At 63.5% G+C, this 16,273-nt stretch carries 13 protein-coding genes; 5 read left to right on the top strand and 8 right to left on the bottom strand.

The window, feature by feature from the left end:
• The first annotated feature begins 107 nt into the window (after positions 1-107).
• Positions 108-1,307, top strand: coding sequence for a 2-methylaconitate cis-trans isomerase PrpF (gene prpF / locus AB5Y93_RS10545; RefSeq protein WP_368229298.1), 1,200 nt, complete (start codon positions 108-110; stop codon positions 1,305-1,307).
• 104 nt (positions 1,308-1,411) lie between these two features.
• Here prpF and AB5Y93_RS10540 read toward each other — a convergent pair whose 3' ends face one another.
• The 3 genes from AB5Y93_RS10540 to AB5Y93_RS10530 all read right to left on the bottom strand — a co-directional run bounded on the left by AB5Y93_RS10540 (position 1,412) and on the right by AB5Y93_RS10530 (position 5,110).
• Positions 1,412-1,615 (bottom strand): DUF6719 family protein, encoded by a 204-nt coding sequence (locus AB5Y93_RS10540; RefSeq protein ID WP_353933824.1) that lies wholly within the window; start codon positions 1,613-1,615, stop codon positions 1,412-1,414.
• Positions 1,616-1,809: 194 nt separating this feature from the next.
• Positions 1,810-2,856 carry an alpha/beta hydrolase gene (locus AB5Y93_RS10535; protein WP_368229297.1) on the bottom strand — a complete coding sequence of 349 codons (1,047 nt, stop codon included), beginning with the start codon at positions 2,854-2,856 and terminating at the stop codon, positions 1,810-1,812.
• 97 nt (positions 2,857-2,953) lie between these two features.
• Positions 2,954-5,110 carry a TonB-dependent siderophore receptor gene (locus AB5Y93_RS10530; RefSeq protein WP_368229296.1) on the bottom strand — a complete coding sequence of 719 codons (2,157 nt, stop codon included), beginning with the start codon at positions 5,108-5,110 and terminating at the stop codon, positions 2,954-2,956.
• A gap of 130 nt (positions 5,111-5,240) precedes the next feature.
• On the opposite strand from AB5Y93_RS10530, the gene AB5Y93_RS10525 reads away from it, so the two are divergent.
• The 4 genes from AB5Y93_RS10525 to AB5Y93_RS10510 all read left to right on the top strand — a co-directional run bounded on the left by AB5Y93_RS10525 (position 5,241) and on the right by AB5Y93_RS10510 (position 9,797).
• Complete coding sequence (locus tag AB5Y93_RS10525; protein WP_368229295.1) at positions 5,241-6,179, top strand: helix-turn-helix transcriptional regulator; 939 nt, start codon at positions 5,241-5,243, stop codon at positions 6,177-6,179.
• 163 nt (positions 6,180-6,342) lie between these two features.
• Complete coding sequence (locus AB5Y93_RS10520) at positions 6,343-6,999, top strand: Bax inhibitor-1/YccA family protein (RefSeq protein ID WP_010675134.1); 657 nt, start codon at positions 6,343-6,345, stop codon at positions 6,997-6,999.
• A gap of 179 nt (positions 7,000-7,178) precedes the next feature.
• The gene (yccS, locus tag AB5Y93_RS10515) at positions 7,179-9,320 is read left to right on the top strand and encodes a YccS family putative transporter (RefSeq protein ID WP_279989147.1); all 2,142 of its coding nucleotides are present in this window, start codon (positions 7,179-7,181) and stop codon (positions 9,318-9,320) included.
• 132 nt (positions 9,321-9,452) lie between these two features.
• Positions 9,453-9,797 carry a TusE/DsrC/DsvC family sulfur relay protein gene (locus AB5Y93_RS10510; RefSeq protein ID WP_039038798.1) on the top strand — a complete coding sequence of 115 codons (345 nt, stop codon included), beginning with the start codon at positions 9,453-9,455 and terminating at the stop codon, positions 9,795-9,797.
• Positions 9,798-9,902: 105 nt separating this feature from the next.
• Here the strand turns inward: AB5Y93_RS10510 and dedD are convergent, their stop codons facing one another.
• From dedD to AB5Y93_RS10485, 5 genes are all read right to left on the bottom strand, one after another.
• Positions 9,903-10,709: a cell division protein DedD gene (dedD, locus tag AB5Y93_RS10505; RefSeq protein WP_368229294.1), complete on the bottom strand. Its 807-nt coding sequence runs from the start codon at positions 10,707-10,709 to the stop codon at positions 9,903-9,905.
• A 179-nt stretch (positions 10,710-10,888) separates the two neighbouring features.
• Positions 10,889-12,148 carry a bifunctional tetrahydrofolate synthase/dihydrofolate synthase gene (folC, locus tag AB5Y93_RS10500; RefSeq protein WP_368229293.1) on the bottom strand — a complete coding sequence of 420 codons (1,260 nt, stop codon included), beginning with the start codon at positions 12,146-12,148 and terminating at the stop codon, positions 10,889-10,891.
• Between the two features lie 2 nt (positions 12,149-12,150).
• Positions 12,151-13,014, bottom strand: a complete 864-nt coding sequence (gene accD, locus AB5Y93_RS10495; RefSeq protein WP_010675139.1) for an acetyl-CoA carboxylase, carboxyltransferase subunit beta — start codon at positions 13,012-13,014, stop codon at positions 12,151-12,153.
• A gap of 119 nt (positions 13,015-13,133) precedes the next feature.
• Positions 13,134-13,943 (bottom strand): tRNA pseudouridine(38-40) synthase TruA, encoded by an 810-nt coding sequence (truA, locus tag AB5Y93_RS10490; protein ID WP_041214976.1) that lies wholly within the window; start codon positions 13,941-13,943, stop codon positions 13,134-13,136.
• A 166-nt stretch (positions 13,944-14,109) separates the two neighbouring features.
• Complete coding sequence (locus AB5Y93_RS10485) at positions 14,110-16,236, bottom strand: FimV/HubP family polar landmark protein (RefSeq protein ID WP_368229292.1); 2,127 nt, start codon at positions 16,234-16,236, stop codon at positions 14,110-14,112.
• Positions 16,237-16,273: the final 37 nt, after the last annotated feature.

The raw sequence follows: 16,273 nt of genomic DNA, 5'->3' as shown, positions 1-16,273 counted from the left end.
TCTCTCTTTGGGAGAGGGTTGGGATGAGGGGAAAGTCTCCTCATCCGCCCTTCGGGCACCTTCTCCCAGAGGGAGCAGGATCTATGACTCTTTTCAGGACACTCTCTATGGCCCACATACCACAAGTCAGAATTCCGGCCACCTACCTTCGCGGCGGCACCAGCAAGGGGGTCTTCTTTCGCTTATCTGACCTGCCCGAGCGCTGCCAGCAGCCGGGCCCGGCACGGGATGCCTTCTTCCTGCGGGTCATCGGCAGCCCCGACCCCTACGGCGCCCACATGGACGGCATGGGGGGGGCCACCTCCTCCACAGCCAAGTGCGTGATCCTCTCCAAAAGCCAGCAACCCGATCACGACGTGGACTACCTCTACGGCCAGGTCGCCATCGACAAGGCATTCGTGGACTGGAGCGGCAACTGCGGCAACCTCTCCACCGGCGCCGGGGCCTTCGCCATCCACGCCGGCCTGGTGGACCCGTCCCGCATCCCGGAGCACGGCACCTGCGAGGTGCGGATCTGGCAGGCCAATATCGACAAGACCATCCTCGCCCACGTGCCGGTGACGAACGGCCAGGTGCAGGAGACAGGCGATTTCGAGCTGGACGGGGTGACCTTCCCCGCCGCCGAGATCGTGCTGGAGTTTCTCGACCCGTCCGACGAGGGTGAAGACGGCGGCGCCCTCTTCCCCACCGGCAATCTGGTGGACGATCTGGAGGTACCCGCGTCTGTTGTAAAGAGCGGCGTACTGAAAGCCACCCTGATCAGCGCAGGCATCCCCACGGTGTTCGTCAACGCCGAGGACATTGGTTATGAGGGCACCGAGCTGCGCGAGGCGATCAACACAGACCCGCAAGCGCTCGCCCGTTTCGAGGCGATCCGGGTTGCCGGTGCCCTGCGCATGGGGCTCATCAAGCGCCCCGAAGAGGCGGCCATTCGCCAGCACACCCCGAAAATTGCCTTCGTCGCACCCGCCAAGGATTACCGCACCGCCAGCGGCAAGGAGATTATTGCTGGCGAGATCGATCTGCTGGTGCGGGCCCTCTCCATGGGCAAGCTGCACCACGCCATGATGGGCACCTGCGCCGTGGCCATCGGCACGGCGGCGGCCATTCCCGGCACCCTCGTCAATCTGGCCGCCGGGGGCGGCGAGCGCGAAGCGGTGCGCTTTGGTCACCCCTCCGGCACCCTGAGAGTCGGAGCCCAGGCAGAGCAGGTAGCGGGACAGTGGACGGTCACCAAGGCGGTGATGTCCCGCTCCGCCCGCATCCTGATGGAAGGCTGGGTGCGGGTCCCTGGAGATGTCTTCTAGCCCGCTGCGGCATCACACCGACCAGGCCAGCCAGACGAAAAGAGCCCCAAGGCGACTGCCTCAGGGCTCTTTTTGGGATGTTTCAGGCTGTGAAAATCACATCATCATTGCGGTCTTGCCACACACTCCACCTTTCTTGGCACATTGTGCTTCGCGTCCCCGCCGATGAGCCGCTTGACCTGCCCTGGTGGGCAGCGACCGTCATCCACATAGGCGGTCTCCCCAAGGGGCAGCCTGCCTGGGGGCGGATCCTGACTCAGATAGGTGACGGGAATGGGCGCAGGCGCAAACCCACTGCACCCCGACATCAGGAGTGCGCCGCACCACAGAGCCAGCATGCCTCCCCTCTTTCCTGCAACCGCCATCGCTCACTCCCTGCCTCTGTCGGGGCACCGACCCGGCGCCCCCTCGTTTCGGCAGTCTACCCAGGGATGGCGCCGGACCGACACCCGTCTCCGGCGCCGTTGTGACGATTCCAGACACAGGCAAAAATATCGGCTTTTCACGGCTTCGACCCGTAGTAGTGGGTCAGCAGGGCATCGGCCTCGTCCACGGAGATCGCCATCTGCGGCCAGCGCGCGGCCTTCTCCCTGATGTCCCGCAGGCTCCCCAGCTCCGGGCGCAGTGCGCTGCCGAGGTGGCGGTTCAGGGCATCAAAGCGGGCGATCACCCCCTGTCGGCTGAAGTGCCCGGGCGCCAGATCCATCCGGTAGCCCTGAAACAGCCACTGGAGTCCCTGATAGACGGCGGGGTGGTAGACGCTGTGATGATCCTCCTCCTCGAAGTAGCGGCTGGTGACGTGCAGGTTTGCGCCGGGTGTCCCCACTACCTGCCGCGCAAACTGCTGCAGGCGATCCCGGTGAAACGCCGAGCGCCCGAATCCCGGGGTGAAGGGGTTGTTGGCCACCGCCATGAACAGCGAGGAGGCGTGCTTGAGCGGCCCGGTCAACTCCGACGCGATGCGCTCGTAATTGCGGGGGTAATCGAACCAGAGGCTGGCGTCGATGGCGATCACTCCCTGGAACTGGCCGCTATCTTGCGCCTGTGCATCGAGCGCCAGCAGGCCGCCGAGGGAGTGGCCCACCAGCAGGGCCGGCGCCCGGGTCCGAAACCTCTCCTCGATGAGGGGGCGCAGCTCCTCACTCAGATAGCGCAGGAACCGGGGCCCGCCCCCCGTCACGGCATAGCCGGGCCCCGCCGGTGCCCCATTTGGCAAGGTCATGGTGTGGCTCGGGGTGTAATCCCGCATCCGGTCGGTGTTGTGGACCGCGACGATGATGAGGGGGGGGATAGCCGGATTGAGCCCGGCCCGCAGGGCCCGGGTGATGCCGACAACCTCCAGCAGGCTCTTCTCCCCGTCGAGCAGATAGAGCACGGGGAACCGAGCCCCGGGCTCGCGTTCATATTCCTGGGGCAGGGAGACGCTGTATTGCCGCGTCTCCCCCAGCAGGGCCGAATGGTGGGTGAAGCGCTGTGCGTAGTGGAGCATGTCTGCCTGGGCAGAAGAGAGTGTGATCATGGTGAGCAGCAGGGTGATGAGTCTTGTCATGAGATGAACCAGGATTGTGTCGCCAGCCTTGGGGATCCCCCGTAGGGCGGCGCACAGAGACGACAACAGGGCCCGCAGACCCTGCTGTCGTCGGTCGTTACAGCTTGTAGGTGAAGCCTGCCATCAGGTTCGCCGGCTCGCCGTACATGTTGAAGGTGCTGGTGGAGCCGACCCGGTAGAAGTACTCCCGGTCGAGCAGGTTGTAGAGGTTCAGGGTCGCCTGCATTCTGTCGTTGATCTCGTAACGCACCGCCGCATCGAACAGGGCATAGCCCCCCTGATGGGTCTCGACCCCCTTCTGGTTGAAGCCGTAGTCGCTCACCGCCGTCATGCCTGCCCCGAGGTGCAGCCCCTGCACCCAGTCGGCCAGGTGGTAGTCGGTCCAGAGTGAGAGGGCGTGACGGGGGATGGTGTCGAATTTCGGGTTGTGATCCCCGGCCTTCTCCTCGATGTCGGTGAAGGTATAGCCGGCCATCACCATCCAGTTCTGGCTGAAATAGCCGCTCGCCTCCAGCTCCACCCCTTGCGTCTCCACCTTGCCGGTAGCCCAGTAGGTGTTGGTGATGGCAATGCCCTGATCGTCGTAGGCCTGGGCCGCGATGTTGTCGTCCTTCATCAGGAAGAGGGCCGCCCGGGTGTTGAGCAGGCCGTCACGCAGCGAGGACTTGATGCCGGTTTCCCACTGGCTGCCCTCCCGGGGCTTGAGCAGGTTGCCGCTCTCGTCCTGGCTGGTCTGGGGCTTGAACACCTTGGAATAGCTGGCATACCAGGCGTGTTCGTCGCTCAGGTCATAGACGGCCCCCGCGTAGGGGGTGAGCTTGCCGTTGAACGCACTGGACTCGCCACTCTGGGCTCCGGAACTCAGGGTCGTGCTGACGGCATCCAGATCGTACCAGGAGACGCGGGCCCCGGTGATCACCGCCAGCGGCTCCATCAGCCGCCAGGTCACCTTGCCATACAGACCGAGCTCCGACTGCTCCTCATGGTCATTCTTGGTGTAGCTGTAGTCCGGCTTGGCGACCCGGGTCGGGTCGAAATCGAACACATTGATCTTGCCGAGGTTGCGGTTGGTGTAGGTCTGGATGTCCGACTCGTAGCGCTTGTAGTCGGAGCCCAGCACAAACTCGCTCTTGTGCCCCAGCAGATCGAACATCTGACTGTAGTTGGCATCGAAGGCCATGTTCTTCTGCTGGTTCCCCTGGCCGTTGAACATCAGCCCGGTGTTGCCCGCCGCGTCCACGGGGCCGTTGGTGAAGGTCTGCTCCAGCCGCATGTCGTGATCCATGTAGCGGGCCGAGACCTGACCCACCCCGCCGTTGGCGAAGGCGTGTTGCAGCGAGGCCCCCACATCCGTGGTGTCGGCGTCGAAGAAGTCTTCAGCCGACCCCAGGTAGGTGCTGCGGCCGATGTCGAGCAGGGAGCCGTCCTTGTACGCCGGCAGGCCGTTGGTGGGCAGGATGTCCTTGGTCTGGTGCAGGGCGTAGACGGAGAGGCGGGTGCGATCCGAGAGGTCGAACTCCAGGGTGCCGTAGTAGGTACCGTTGTCGTTGTTGTTGTAGTCCACCTGGTTCTTGATGTCGGCGTTGGCCACCACGACGCGGCCGCGCAGGGAACCCTCGTCGTTGAGTGCGCCCCCCATGTCAGCCTCCAGGTAATGCCTGTCCCAGCTGCCATAGCGCGCCGTGACCGAGCCCTTGAAGGCGTCGGTCGGACGCTTGAGCACCATGTTGATCACGCCCCCCAGCTCGCTGGTGCTGTTGAAGAGGCCGGAGGGGCCCCGCATGATCTCCACCCGATCCACCGCCGCCAGCGACGGCAGGGTGCCGTACTTGCTCTGCATGGGCGATGGCAGGCCGTTGAGGTTCACTTCGTCGTACTCATAGCCACGGGAGAAAATGGAGGAGCGACCGCTGTCATTGACCAGGGTGCGCAGACCCGGCGTGAACTTGGCCAGATCGTCCACCGCCACGAAGTTGCGCTCCTCGATGTAGTCGTTGGTCAACACGGTGATCGACTGGGGGATGTCTTTGAGGGCCGCCGGCGTCTTGGTGCCGACGGTGGCCGAGTCGACCCCATAGCCTCCCGTCTCCTCCGACGGCGACATCCCGTAGAGTGGATTGCCATAGACGACCAGGGTTTCGTCCGGCTTGATGTCCGGTGTGTGTGCCCCTGCCGGGGCGGCAACGGTGACGGCCAGAGCGGCAGAGATGGCCAGAGCCAGCGGGCTTCGCGCTTTATCCTTCAAGACAACCATAGTAAGAGTGACCCCAAGATAGAGATGATAATCATTTTCATTTGATTTTCCGGGGGCTAATATATCACTCCATCTTCCGCCGCAGTTTTGCGGTGTGGTCATTTCACTCTTCGACATGGTCAAATTGCACATGACTGACACAGTGGCAAGGGATACCAGCGCACGCCAGCGGGGGCGCTTCACCGGCAGGGTGGAGAACCTGGTGATCCAAGAGGGTCTTCACTTTCACAACAAGGACATCGTTCACAAGGCAGACTTCGCCACCGAGCGGGAGTTGCCGCCGCAGTTGATCATCGCCATTCCCCTCGAGAGCCGGGCCCTGATGACCTATGGCGCCACTCACAGGCTCAAAGGGTGTCGCTTCCACGAGTCCGACCCCATAGTGGCAACCGCCATCCTCTATACCGAGCCCGACATCGTGCAGGGGGCGGCCAAAGCCCAGGTGCGCAGCCGCAGCATCGTCCTCTCCCTGGACCACACCTGGCTCGCCCACAACCTGGCACAGGCGCATCGCAAGGCTTTCGCACAGACCTTCAGCCGCCATCTGAGCCGCGTCGACTGGACCCTGCCCGCTGCCCTTGGACAGATTGCGGAAGCGCTCAATCTCACCAGCAGCCAGAACGCCTCCGAGATGCTGATGCGCAAGGCCTTTGCCCTCAGTGTCTGGGAGAGCCTGATGACCCACCTCCAGCAGGCCGCCTCCCCCTGTTGCCAGCGCCAGAACGAGCAACCGACGCGCCTCAAGATGCTGCTCAGGGATGAAAAAGTGGACGAGATGACCCTGACCGAGATCGCAGCCACCCTCGGCATGAGCGTCTCCACCTTGCAGCGAGCCGCAAAAAAAGAGCTGGGCATGAGCCTGCAGCGCTACCTTCGCCAGCGAAAGCTGCAAGAAGCGCGGGCCAGGCTGGAGGCGCGCAGCCTCTCTCTGCAAGGCGCCGCCGCCCACGCCGGCTATGACCATGTGGCCAATTTCATCACGGCGTTTAGAAAGCAGTTCGGCTTCTCGCCGACGCGGATCGCCAGACAGGGTAAAGAGCAGGAACAGGCGCCCTCTGCAACGCCTTGAGCCTCCTTGTTCATGCGCAATACATCTTTGCTCTGGGATAGTAGGGACCACGCAGGTGGGGTGGCGCTTGAAATCAGCGCTCGTCATCCACACATTCAGTGCATACAATGCGTTAGCGAAGCACAACTGGTCGCTTCACCCCGGAAATCAAGAGGACATCAAGATGGATACCCGTTCTATCTACACTGGCACCCAGGGTGCCGTGCGCGACACCAACAAGGTGCTGCGCAACACCTACATGCTGCTCTCCCTCACTCTTGGCTTCTCAGCCGTGGTAGCCGGGGTAGCAACCGTCATGAACATGCCGCCCCTGCACTGGGCCGTGTTCCTCATCGGTGTCTACGGCCTGATGTTCCTGACCGAGAAGAACCGTGACAACGGCATGGGGCTGGTGTTCACCTTCGCCCTGACCGGCCTGCTGGGCTATAGCCTCGGCCCCATCATCAACATGTACATGAACAACGGCGGCGGCGAGATCGTGATGACGGCGCTGGGCGGTACAGCGCTCACTTTCTTCGGCCTGTCTGCCTATGCCCTGACCACCAAGCGGGACCTCTCCTTCCTCGGCGGCATGCTGTTCGTCGGGTTCTGGGTACTGCTGGTAGCCATGGTCGCCAACATCTTCCTGCAGATGAGCGCCCTGAGCCTGGCCCTGTCCGCCATGTTCATGCTCTTCTCCTCCGGCGCCATCCTGCTGACCACCCAGCAGATCGTGCGCGGCGGCGAGACCAACTACATCTCTGCCACCGTCACCCTGTATGTCTCCATCTACAACATCTTCCTGAGCCTGCTGAGCCTGCTTGGCGGCAACCGTAACTGATGGATGCTTAAGATGCACAAGACCCCGCTTCGGCGGGGTTTTTATTGGCGCCCATTTCTGTCAGGATAAGTTGCAAATCAAGGATATGAAGCGAAGTGGCCCTGATCCAAATCAGGGCCGTTTCGTTATCGACGGGTTATGCTGTTGCTTTCGTTTCGCTCAAGGGTTGCCTTCATCCCATGCCCATGGACTTCTCAGGTTTATTACGCCGTCTGCTGACCGACAGCCACATCTATTTCGCCCTCAAGGTCCTGCTCGCCATCGCGGGGCTGCTCGCCTTCGCGCTGGCAACCGGTGACATCCAGCTCACCGTGCTGCTCTCCCTCGGGGTGGTGGCCGGCGCCATCGCCGAGACCGACGACAGCCTCTGGGGCCGGGTCAAGAACCTCGCCATGACCCTGCTCTGCTTCCTGTTCGCCTCATTGTGCGTGCAGTATCTCTTCCCCACTCCTTGGCTCTTTGCCATCGGGCTCGCGGGCTCCACCTTTATCTTCGTCATGGTGGGTGCCCTCGGCCAACGCTACGCCACCATCAGCTTCGGTTCCCTGCTGATTGCCATCTACACCATGCTGGGGGCCGCCAAGGCGCCGGATCTCTTCTATCAGCCGCTGGCCCTGTGCGCCGGGGCCCTCTGGTACGGCCTGGTGTCCCTGGTCTGGCTCTGGCTGCTGCCCTACAAGACCCTGCACGAGCAACTGGCCCAGAGCTACTTCGCCCTCGCCCGCTACTTGCAGGAGAAATCCCGCTTCTTCCCGGCCGACGAACACGGCGCCCAGGCCATCCGCCACAATCTGGCCCAGCTCAACATCAACCTGGTCAATGCCCTGAACCAGGCCAAGACGGCGCTCAATGCCCGTCTTCATGCCCCCGGCCGCCACGGGGTTGCCCCCGAGCTCGCGGGCCTGCTGCGCCTATACCTGCTTGCCCTGGAGATCCAGGAGCGGGCCACCTCCAGCCACTACCCCTACAGCAAGCTGGAAGCCGAGCTCAAGCAGGGCATCGTCCTCGACGGCTTCCAGGAGGTGCTGTCACAGCTTGCCGACGCCTGTCAGCAGCTTGGCTACGCCATCCTGGTGCACAAGCCCTACACCCACCACAAACGCATTCACTGGACCCTGGAGGCCCTCGGCGATCAGCTGGAGTTCACCCACCTCAAGCAGCACTACCCCAAGACCCTGCTGACACCGATGAAGTTCCTGCGTCGCAACCTGGCCAGCATCAACCAGTTGCTGCAAAGCGCCGAAGAGCTGCAAAACCCCGCCGCACCGCCCACCAGCCTGCCTCCCCTGGCACGGCCGGTCGCCCTGCCCCTGCTGGCATTGCTCAGGCAGCACCTGACACCGAACTCCATGGTGTTTCGCCATGCCTTGCGGCTCTCCCTCGGGCTGGTCGTGGGCTATGGCATTCTGCAGGCGTTTCACCTGGACAAGGGGTACTGGATCCTGCTCACCGTATTGTTCGTCTGCCAGCCGAGCTACAGCGCCACCCGCCGTCGCCTGGTGCAGCGGATGCTCGGCACCTTCGCCGGTATCCTCATCGGCGTGCCCGTGCTCTGGTTCTTCCCCGAGCTGCACCTGCAACTGGGGATCATGGGGCTTGCCGCCTTCCTGTTTTTCACCCAGGTGCGCAGCAACTACAGCGCCGCCGTCTGCTTCATCACCCTCTACGTGCTGATGGCGTTCAACCTGCTGGATGGCATCGGCTTCGCCATCCTGGGACCCCGCCTGCTCGATACCCTGCTCGGCTGCCTGCTCTCCTACGCCCTGGTGGCCTGGCTCTGGCCCGACTGGCAATACAAGCGGTTGCCGACCCTTATCGCCAACTCCCTGTCCGCCAATGCGAAGTACCTCTCGGCGGTACTTTCCAGCCTGCATCGCCAACGGGATGAATCCCTGGACTACCGGGTGGCCCGCAAGTGTGCCCACCTCGCCGACAGCGAGCTGGCCATGGCCTGGCAGAGCATGCTGGTGGAGCCGAGCAAGCGCCGCCGCTTCCTGGATCTCTGCTTCACTCTCACCTGGCGCAACCATGCCCTGCTCTCCTATATCTCGGCGCTCGGGGCCCATCGCGACAAACTCGAGCCCATCGAGGGGCTGGAGGAGATAAGCCGCCACATCAGCCAGACCCTGGAGCAGGCCGCCGATCACCTGGCGGGGCAGATGCCGACGCCGCTCGCGGGAGCCTGTCCAGCCATTGCTCCGGAGAGCAGCGAGGAGCAGCTGATGCTGAGCCAGCAGCTCTCCCTCATCAGCCAGTTGGCAGACGAGCTGTTGGTGCTGGCCAACGACGGCCAGTTGCTGACAGATCAGGGCCGGACCTAGCCGGACATAGCCGGACATAGCCGCCGGGCCTATCCCGCCCGAGGCAGGCGCCAAGCGCCGCCCCGGTTGCCGGACGGGACGCAAGGCGCTACCATGCCCGCCCCATTGAGATAGCCTTTTCGAGGAAGCGTCATGTCCGAGCCACATCATTTGCAGTTCAACGGCCAACTCATCGAGACCGATGCCCAGGGCTATCTGCGCCACAGCGAGCAATGGAGCGAGGCGCTGGCCCTGGTGCTGGCCGAGAAAGAGGGGATAGTGCTGGAGGATCCGCATTGGGAAGTGGTGCGTTTCGTGCGGGCCTTCTATCTGGAGTTCAACACCTCCCCCGCCATCCGCGCCCTGGTCAAGGCGATGGAAAAGCAGTACGGCCCGGAGAAGGGCAACAGCCGCTACCTCTACAAGTTGTTCCCGGAAGGCCCCGCCAAACAAGCCACCAAGATCGCAGGCCTCCCCAAGCCGGTGAAGTGTATCTAGGCCTCCTCGGCAGCCCGATAGCCACACAGCCTCTCCCGTGTTGGACACAAAAAAAGACCGCGCCCATGTTGCCATGAGGCGCGGTCTTTTCATTTCATCATGCTGTCAGGGGTTGTAGGCCACCACGGAGCCGCTCAAGCCTGTCATCTGGCTGATCCGGCTCTGCATGCCCTGCAACTTGGCCTTGGAGACATCCGGCCCGATGAAGACCCGGTTGATCTGCCCCTGCACCGGGGTTCTCGGCGACGTCTGGGCCGAGTAGCCCGCCGCCCTCAGCTTGCTCACCAGGGCATTGACGCTGTCTGCATTCTTGAAGGCGCCGAGCTGCAGGATCCAGCTCCCCTGAGCCGGGGCTGCTGCTGCCGGTACCGTAGTCGGCTGGGCCATCTTGCTCGCGATGAGATCATCCATGGTCTTGATCTGGCCCGCCTGTGGCTTGGCCTCCACCGGTTTTTGCACCTCTACCGGCTTGGTTGGCACCGGCTTGGGTTTGGGCTGCTCCACCGGTTTCTTGGCGATCACTTCCGGCTTGGGCTCGGGTTTGGGCTGGGGCTTGGGTTGCGCCACGGCCTGTACCGGCTGCTGCTGGGTGATGGGCGCCTGACTGGCTCCCGCTGGATTGGCTCCCCCCTGATTGGCCAGGGTCACGGTATCGCCAATCTCCTCTACCTGCCACTGGGTCGCGGCAGAGGCCTGCTGCTGACTCGCCAGATGCTCGGCCGGCAGGGTGCTCGCCGCCGAGACCTGAAGCGCAGGTTTGGCGGGCTCCAGCTCCGGACGCAGGGGGATCTTGGCGAAGGCCTCGTCCTTTTGCTCCAGCTTGTTGCCGTCCATCAGGTCCGGCAGAAAGATGACCACTAGGGCGACCAGGATGACGGTCCCCACCAATCTGTTTTGAAACTTCGAAGCCAAGTTAATTTCCACCCATGTTACTTAGGATCCATTGCAATCTTGCACACTTCGCAAAGAACACCTCCCCTCACGCCGGCTGACGAAGCAGGGTCCCTCGCCACCCACTTGGCCTGAAAGGGGATTATCCAGTGCAAAACCCGGCCCGTCGTCACGTTGACGGAGCCAGGGGAGCGAACGGCTCAGACCGAGCCCAAAGCCAGCACGTCGGCGACAGTGTAAAACGAGCCGAACACAATGACCATATCGTCAGGACTCGATGCGGCCAAGGCGGCGCCGAAGGCATCCCCCACGCTGGCAAAGGTGAGCGCCGCGCCCCGGCCGCTGCCAAGGGCCGTCGCCAACTGGTCGGCCGTGGCCGCGCGCGGGCCGTGGAGGCTTGCCAGGAACCACTCGTCAATCAGACCGTCAAGCTCGGCCAGCGACCCCGCCATGTCCTTGTCCTTGAGCATGCCAACCACGGCGCGGCGCTTGCCCTTGCCGGGGCGCTGACGCAGCTGGCTGGCGAGATAGGCGGCAGAGTGGGGATTGTGGGCCACGTCGACGATGACCAGCGGCGAGGTTTGCAACTGCTGCATCCGGCCAGCCAGGCGGGCATTGGCCAGGCCGTCGCGGATGGCGGACTCCGCCAATGGCAGACCGAGGGACTCCAGGGCCGCCAGCACGGTGACCGCATTCATCAGCGGCAGGGCTGGTTTGGGCAATCCCGACCAGTGGTGCAGGCCGTGATAATCCCAGTCACCTTCATGCTCGTCACCACGAAAATCGATGCCGACCTGACGCAGGCAGGCGCCGAGGCGCGCCGCTTCGCTTGCGATGGTCGACGGCGGATTGGGCTCCCCGCTGATGGCGGGTTTACCTTTGCGATAGACGCCAGCCTTCTCCACTGCCACCGCCTCCCGGGTATCCCCGAGCCAGTCGCAGTGATCCAGGGCAATGGAGGTGATCAGGGCGACGTCCGATTCCACCACATTGGTGGCGTCGAGCCGCCCCCCCAGCCCCACTTCCAGCAAGAGCACATCGGGCGCGGCGCGGCGAAACAGCCACAGACCCGCCAGGGTGGCAAACTCGAAGAAGGTGAGGGCGATGTCGCCCCGGGCGGCTTCCACCTCGGCAAAGGCCGCGCAGTGATCGCCATCGTCCAGCTCCTGGCCATTGACGCGCACCCGCTCGGTAAAGCGCAGCAGATGGGGGGAGGAGTAGACACCGACCCGGTAGCCGGCGGCCATCAGGATGCTGGCCGCCATGGCGCAAGAGGAGCCCTTGCCGTTGGTGCCCGCCACCGTGATCACCTTGAACGGCAGTTCGGTGAGGCCCATGCGGCGGGCAACCGTGCCGACCCGCTCCAGCCCCATGTCGATGTTGGCCGGGTGGATCTGCTCCAAATAAGAAAGCCAGTCGACCAGCGACCGGCTTTGGGATTGTTGCATGTGTGAACTCATCTTCAGTCTTCGATGACCTGAGTGTTCATCAGCTTGGCCAGCAGACCGGCCAGACGGTTGCGCATTTCGCGCCTGTCGATGATGAGATCGATGGCACCCTTCTCCAGCAGGAACTCGGAGCGCTGGAAGCCTTCCGGCAGTTTCTCGCGCACGGTCTGCTCGATGACGCGGGGGCCGGCAAAGCCGATCAGCGCCTTGGGTTCGCCTACGTTGATGTCACCCAGCATGGCCAGACTCGCGGAGACGCCACCCATGGTGGGGTCGGTCAGCACGGAGATGAAGGGCAGGCCCGCCTTGGTGAGGCGATCTAGGGCCGCACTGGTCTTCGCCATCTGCATCAGGGAGAACAGGGCTTCCTGCATCCGCGCACCACCGGAGGTGGAGAAGCAGACCAGGCCGCGGCCTTCCTTGATGCTCTCCTCGACGGCGCGCACGAAGCGGGCACCGACCACGGAGGACATGGAGCCCCCGATGAAGGAGAACTCGAATGAACAGGCGACGACCGGTACCCCCTTGAGGGTCCCCTTCATCACCACCAGCGCATCCTTCTCGCCCGTCTCTTTCTGGGCGGCAGACAAACGATCCTTGTAGCGCTTGGAATCCTTGAATTTCAGGATGTCTTGCGGCTCCAGCTCGGCCGCGACTTCGCTGCGTCCCTCGGCGTCGAGGAAGCTCTCGAGACGGGCACGTGCGCTGATGCGCATATGATGGTCACACTTGGGGCACACTTCGAGATTGCGCTCCAGCTCTGCCCGGTAGAGCACCTGTTCGCAAGCAGTACACTTGGTCCACACCCCTTCCGGAATGTTGTGACGACGCGGTGTGGTGATCTTGCTCTTGGGAAGGATCTTCTCAAGCCAGCTCATGGAATTCCTTAATGCATTTGTGCCTGACAAAACACATCGAGCCTTGATTGTTCAATGACTTAACGGCTCGATGGCAATAAACGACGGATCATTAAACCACAAATTTTCGGGCCCAGTTACTAAAAACTGGTCGTACCCGGTGCCGAGTCCGGCAGCCACAGCGGGCCGAGGGGCGGCCGGGGCAACCCGAATTCGGCCGGGTAATCCACATCCACCAGATAGAGACCGCCCGCCTTGGCGGTCGGGCCCGCCAGGTTGCGATCCTTCGCCGCCAGCACCTCGGCAATCCACTCCACCGGTTGAAGCCCCTGCCCCACCAGCAGCAGGGAGCCGGTGATGTTGCGCACCATGTGATGCAGGAAGGCGTTGGCCTTGATGTCGAGCACGATGTAGGGGCCGGAACGGCTGACACACAGGTGGGTCACATTGCGCCAGGGGGTGTTGGACTGACAGGCGACAGCCCGGAAGGTGCTGAAGTCATGCTCCCCCAGCAGGCTCTGGCCGGCCTGGTGCATCAGTGTCGCATCGATGGCTTCGTGGTAGTGGCTGACGCCTTGGCCCAGGATCGCCGGGCGGTAGTTGTGGTTGTAGATGACGTAACGGTAGCGACGGGCGGTGGCGCTGAAGCGGGCATGGAAATGCTCGTCCACCTCCCTGACCCAGCGCACGGCGATGTCAGGGGGCAGGTTGGAGTTGAGCCCCAGGGTCCAGGCGCCTTCTGCGCGGTTCGACTCGGTATCGAAGTGGATCACCTGGCCGGTGGCATGCACCCCCGCATCGGTGCGACCGGCACACTGGATGGAGACGGGGTGGTTGGCGATGCGGCTGAGGGCTTTTTCCAGCTCCTCCTGAACGCTGATCACTTCGCGCTGGCGCTGCCAGCCGAAGTACCGGCTGCCGTCATATTCAATACCAAGGGCAATTCGCATGGGTAACGGTGTCTTCTGATGAAAGGATGCAGTGAAAGAAACGGGGCGGATTATACGCGCTCGGGCTCAAAAGTCCCAGACCGGGCGAGGCCGCAGTGCGGGGCCCCCAAAGAGAGAGAGCAGCCCGCGGGCTGCCCTCTCTGGTGCATGGATGACAAGGGCCTGCCTAGCCCAGGCGCTTGAGCAGCTTCTGCGCCTCGCTGCGCTGGTGCTCGCTGCCCTGGGCCACCGCCTCTTCCAGCAGCTCGCGGGCGCTCTCCTTGTCGTCGATCTCGAGGTAGGCCCGGGCCAAATCCAGCTTGGCCCCCACCCCGCCGTCATCGGCATCCACATCAAAGCCGTTGGACTCCGGCAGCACCTCGGGGAAACCGTCCAGCCCCACATCTAGGGAGAAGCCCTGATAGGGTTCCTGCTCCGTGCTGCTGGCATCGGCATCGGCCAGCAGCTTGTCGATTTCAACGAAGTCGCTGTCTTGCACCTGCTCGCGGGGTTTCACCTCCCCCTGATGGGACTCCACCTCGGCGAAGGCATCCTCGAAGTCCGCCAGGGCCAGCTCGTTGGGATCCCACTCGGACGCCGTCGGCTTGGTGGGCTCCAGCCCCAGCTCGGCCAGCATGTCGTCCACATCGTCCTTGCCAAACCCCGTCTCGTCGATGTGCGGCGCCTTGGCGGCAAGCTCATCGTCGGCCGGCTCGCCAAACCCGGTCTCTAGATCGCTCAGATCGAAGTTGGCCAGTGTCTCGTCACGCTGGCTGCGGCTCTCCTCCTGGGCCTGGGCCAGATCCGCTTCCAGATCCGCGTCCAGCTCGGCAAACAGGGCGGCCTGCAGCTCCTCTTCGGTCATGATCTCGTCATGACCACGGGCAGAGGAGGCGGGCTCGTCGGAGAGATCGAGTTCCGGCACCACGGGGAGATCGAAGTCCCCCTCGTGGGCCAGATCCAGCTCGGGCACCAGATCCGGATCCCGGTTCGCCGTCGTCACCGCAGGCTCCACATCAAAAGCGGAGAGCGCCGTCTCGTCATCCCGGAAGATGACATCGGCGGCAGCACTGGCGCCATCTTGCTTCCTGCTCACTTCCGGCTCGTTGAGATCCGGCATGCCATGGAGGGGCTCGTCATCCGCGATCCCCACCGTCATCAGCTGATCAAACTCGCTGTTCTCGTCTCCCATGACCATGGAGGTCGACTCGGAGAGGCTCTTCTCCTGCTCTTCCAGCTCGCGGCGGGCACGAGCACGCAACCAGAGCGTGACCAGGGCAAGCACCAGGAGCACCGGCAGCAGGATGATCATGGCGAGATTGAGCGGCGAAGAGAGCAGCTCCATCAGCCAGCTCTGTTTGGGCACCGGCGCCACCACGGGAGGCGTCGGATTGGCCTTGAGTTCCGCCACCTCTTTTTGCAGGGCGGTCTGATCCTGCAACTGGGCCTTGAGGGTCTCCACCTCTTCGGTCAGGGCTTGCAGACGCAGCTTGAGCCTGTGGTTCATCTCGGTGACCTGGCCGAGCTGGGCGTTGGCATCTTCCAGGGCCAGCGCCATCTCGGTTGAGGGTTTGCCCACCGCAGTGGCGGGCAGGGGCGCCGGCGCCGTGCTGGCGGCGCTGCTCGCAGCAGCGCTCACCACAACGGGGGGGGAGACAGCCGCCTTGGCGGTCTCCTTCACCTCGGGGGAAGGAGCCGTCGCCTTGGGTGCCGCCGGGATCGGCGCCGCCTTGGGCGGTGTATTCTTGGCCACCACAGCCGGCTTGGCCGGAGCAGGCTTGCTCGCCACCGGCTGGGCGACATGGGATTGCTTGTTGGCCAGGTATTTGGGGCTCAGCCCCTTCCAGCTCGCGTTGTCGCTGTTGAAGCGACGGCGTGCTTCGGCATCCGTGATGCGCCCCGCCTCTGCGGCGGTGGGCAGCAGGATGTGGGAACCCACCAGAATATGGTTGATGTTGCCGTCTGCGAAGCTTCGGGGGTTCTTGTCATAGATGGCCACCATGGTCTGGTAGACGCTTACCCGGTTGGACGGGCGATGCTTGCTCGCCAGACTCCAGAGGGTATCGGTGGGACGCACGGGACCATAACTGCCAGCCGACGCAGAGGCCACCTGACGCACTATCGGCTCTGCCTTGGGCAATACGACGGGGGCCACGGGCTGGGCCCGGGGCTCTGGTTGCACCGCGGGGGGCGGTGAGCCATCCGGTCCCTTGAGTTCGACAAAGAAGGGTTCTCGCGCCCCCTCTTCGGCCTGAACCGTGCCCAGAAGCCCCAATGCGAGTAGCGTTGCCAGCGTTATGCGGGAATGTCCCATATTCGTTCCTTCGTATGACGGCCCTATCACATTGAAA

Origin of the sequence: Aeromonas sp. R10-1 (assembly GCF_040908465.1) — a bacterium.
GTDB lineage: Bacteria > Pseudomonadota > Gammaproteobacteria > Enterobacterales > Aeromonadaceae > Aeromonas > Aeromonas caviae.
Note: the sequence above shows the minus strand (reverse complement) of the source record. Positions and strands in the feature narration are given on the sequence as shown.

Coding starts and splice junctions, on each gene's coding strand:
- yccS (WP_279989147.1), top strand. CDS start 7,179: ATGCCCATGGACTTCTCAGGTTTATTACGCCGTCTGCTGACCGACAGC.
- accD (WP_010675139.1), bottom strand. CDS start 13,014: ATGAGCTGGCTTGAGAAGATCCTTCCCAAGAGCAAGATCACCACACCG.
- AB5Y93_RS10535 (WP_368229297.1), bottom strand. CDS start 2,856: ATGACAAGACTCATCACCCTGCTGCTCACCATGATCACACTCTCTTCT.
- AB5Y93_RS10540 (WP_353933824.1), bottom strand. CDS start 1,615: ATGTCGGGGTGCAGTGGGTTTGCGCCTGCGCCCATTCCCGTCACCTAT.
- AB5Y93_RS10525 (WP_368229295.1), top strand. CDS start 5,241: ATGACTGACACAGTGGCAAGGGATACCAGCGCACGCCAGCGGGGGCGC.
- AB5Y93_RS10485 (WP_368229292.1), bottom strand. CDS start 16,236: ATGGGACATTCCCGCATAACGCTGGCAACGCTACTCGCATTGGGGCTT.
- folC (WP_368229293.1), bottom strand. CDS start 12,148: ATGAGTTCACACATGCAACAATCCCAAAGCCGGTCGCTGGTCGACTGG.
- AB5Y93_RS10510 (WP_039038798.1), top strand. CDS start 9,453: ATGTCCGAGCCACATCATTTGCAGTTCAACGGCCAACTCATCGAGACC.
- truA (WP_041214976.1), bottom strand. CDS start 13,943: ATGCGAATTGCCCTTGGTATTGAATATGACGGCAGCCGGTACTTCGGC.
- prpF (WP_368229298.1), top strand. CDS start 108: ATGGCCCACATACCACAAGTCAGAATTCCGGCCACCTACCTTCGCGGC.
- AB5Y93_RS10520 (WP_010675134.1), top strand. CDS start 6,343: ATGGATACCCGTTCTATCTACACTGGCACCCAGGGTGCCGTGCGCGAC.
- AB5Y93_RS10530 (WP_368229296.1), bottom strand. CDS start 5,110: ATGGTTGTCTTGAAGGATAAAGCGCGAAGCCCGCTGGCTCTGGCCATC.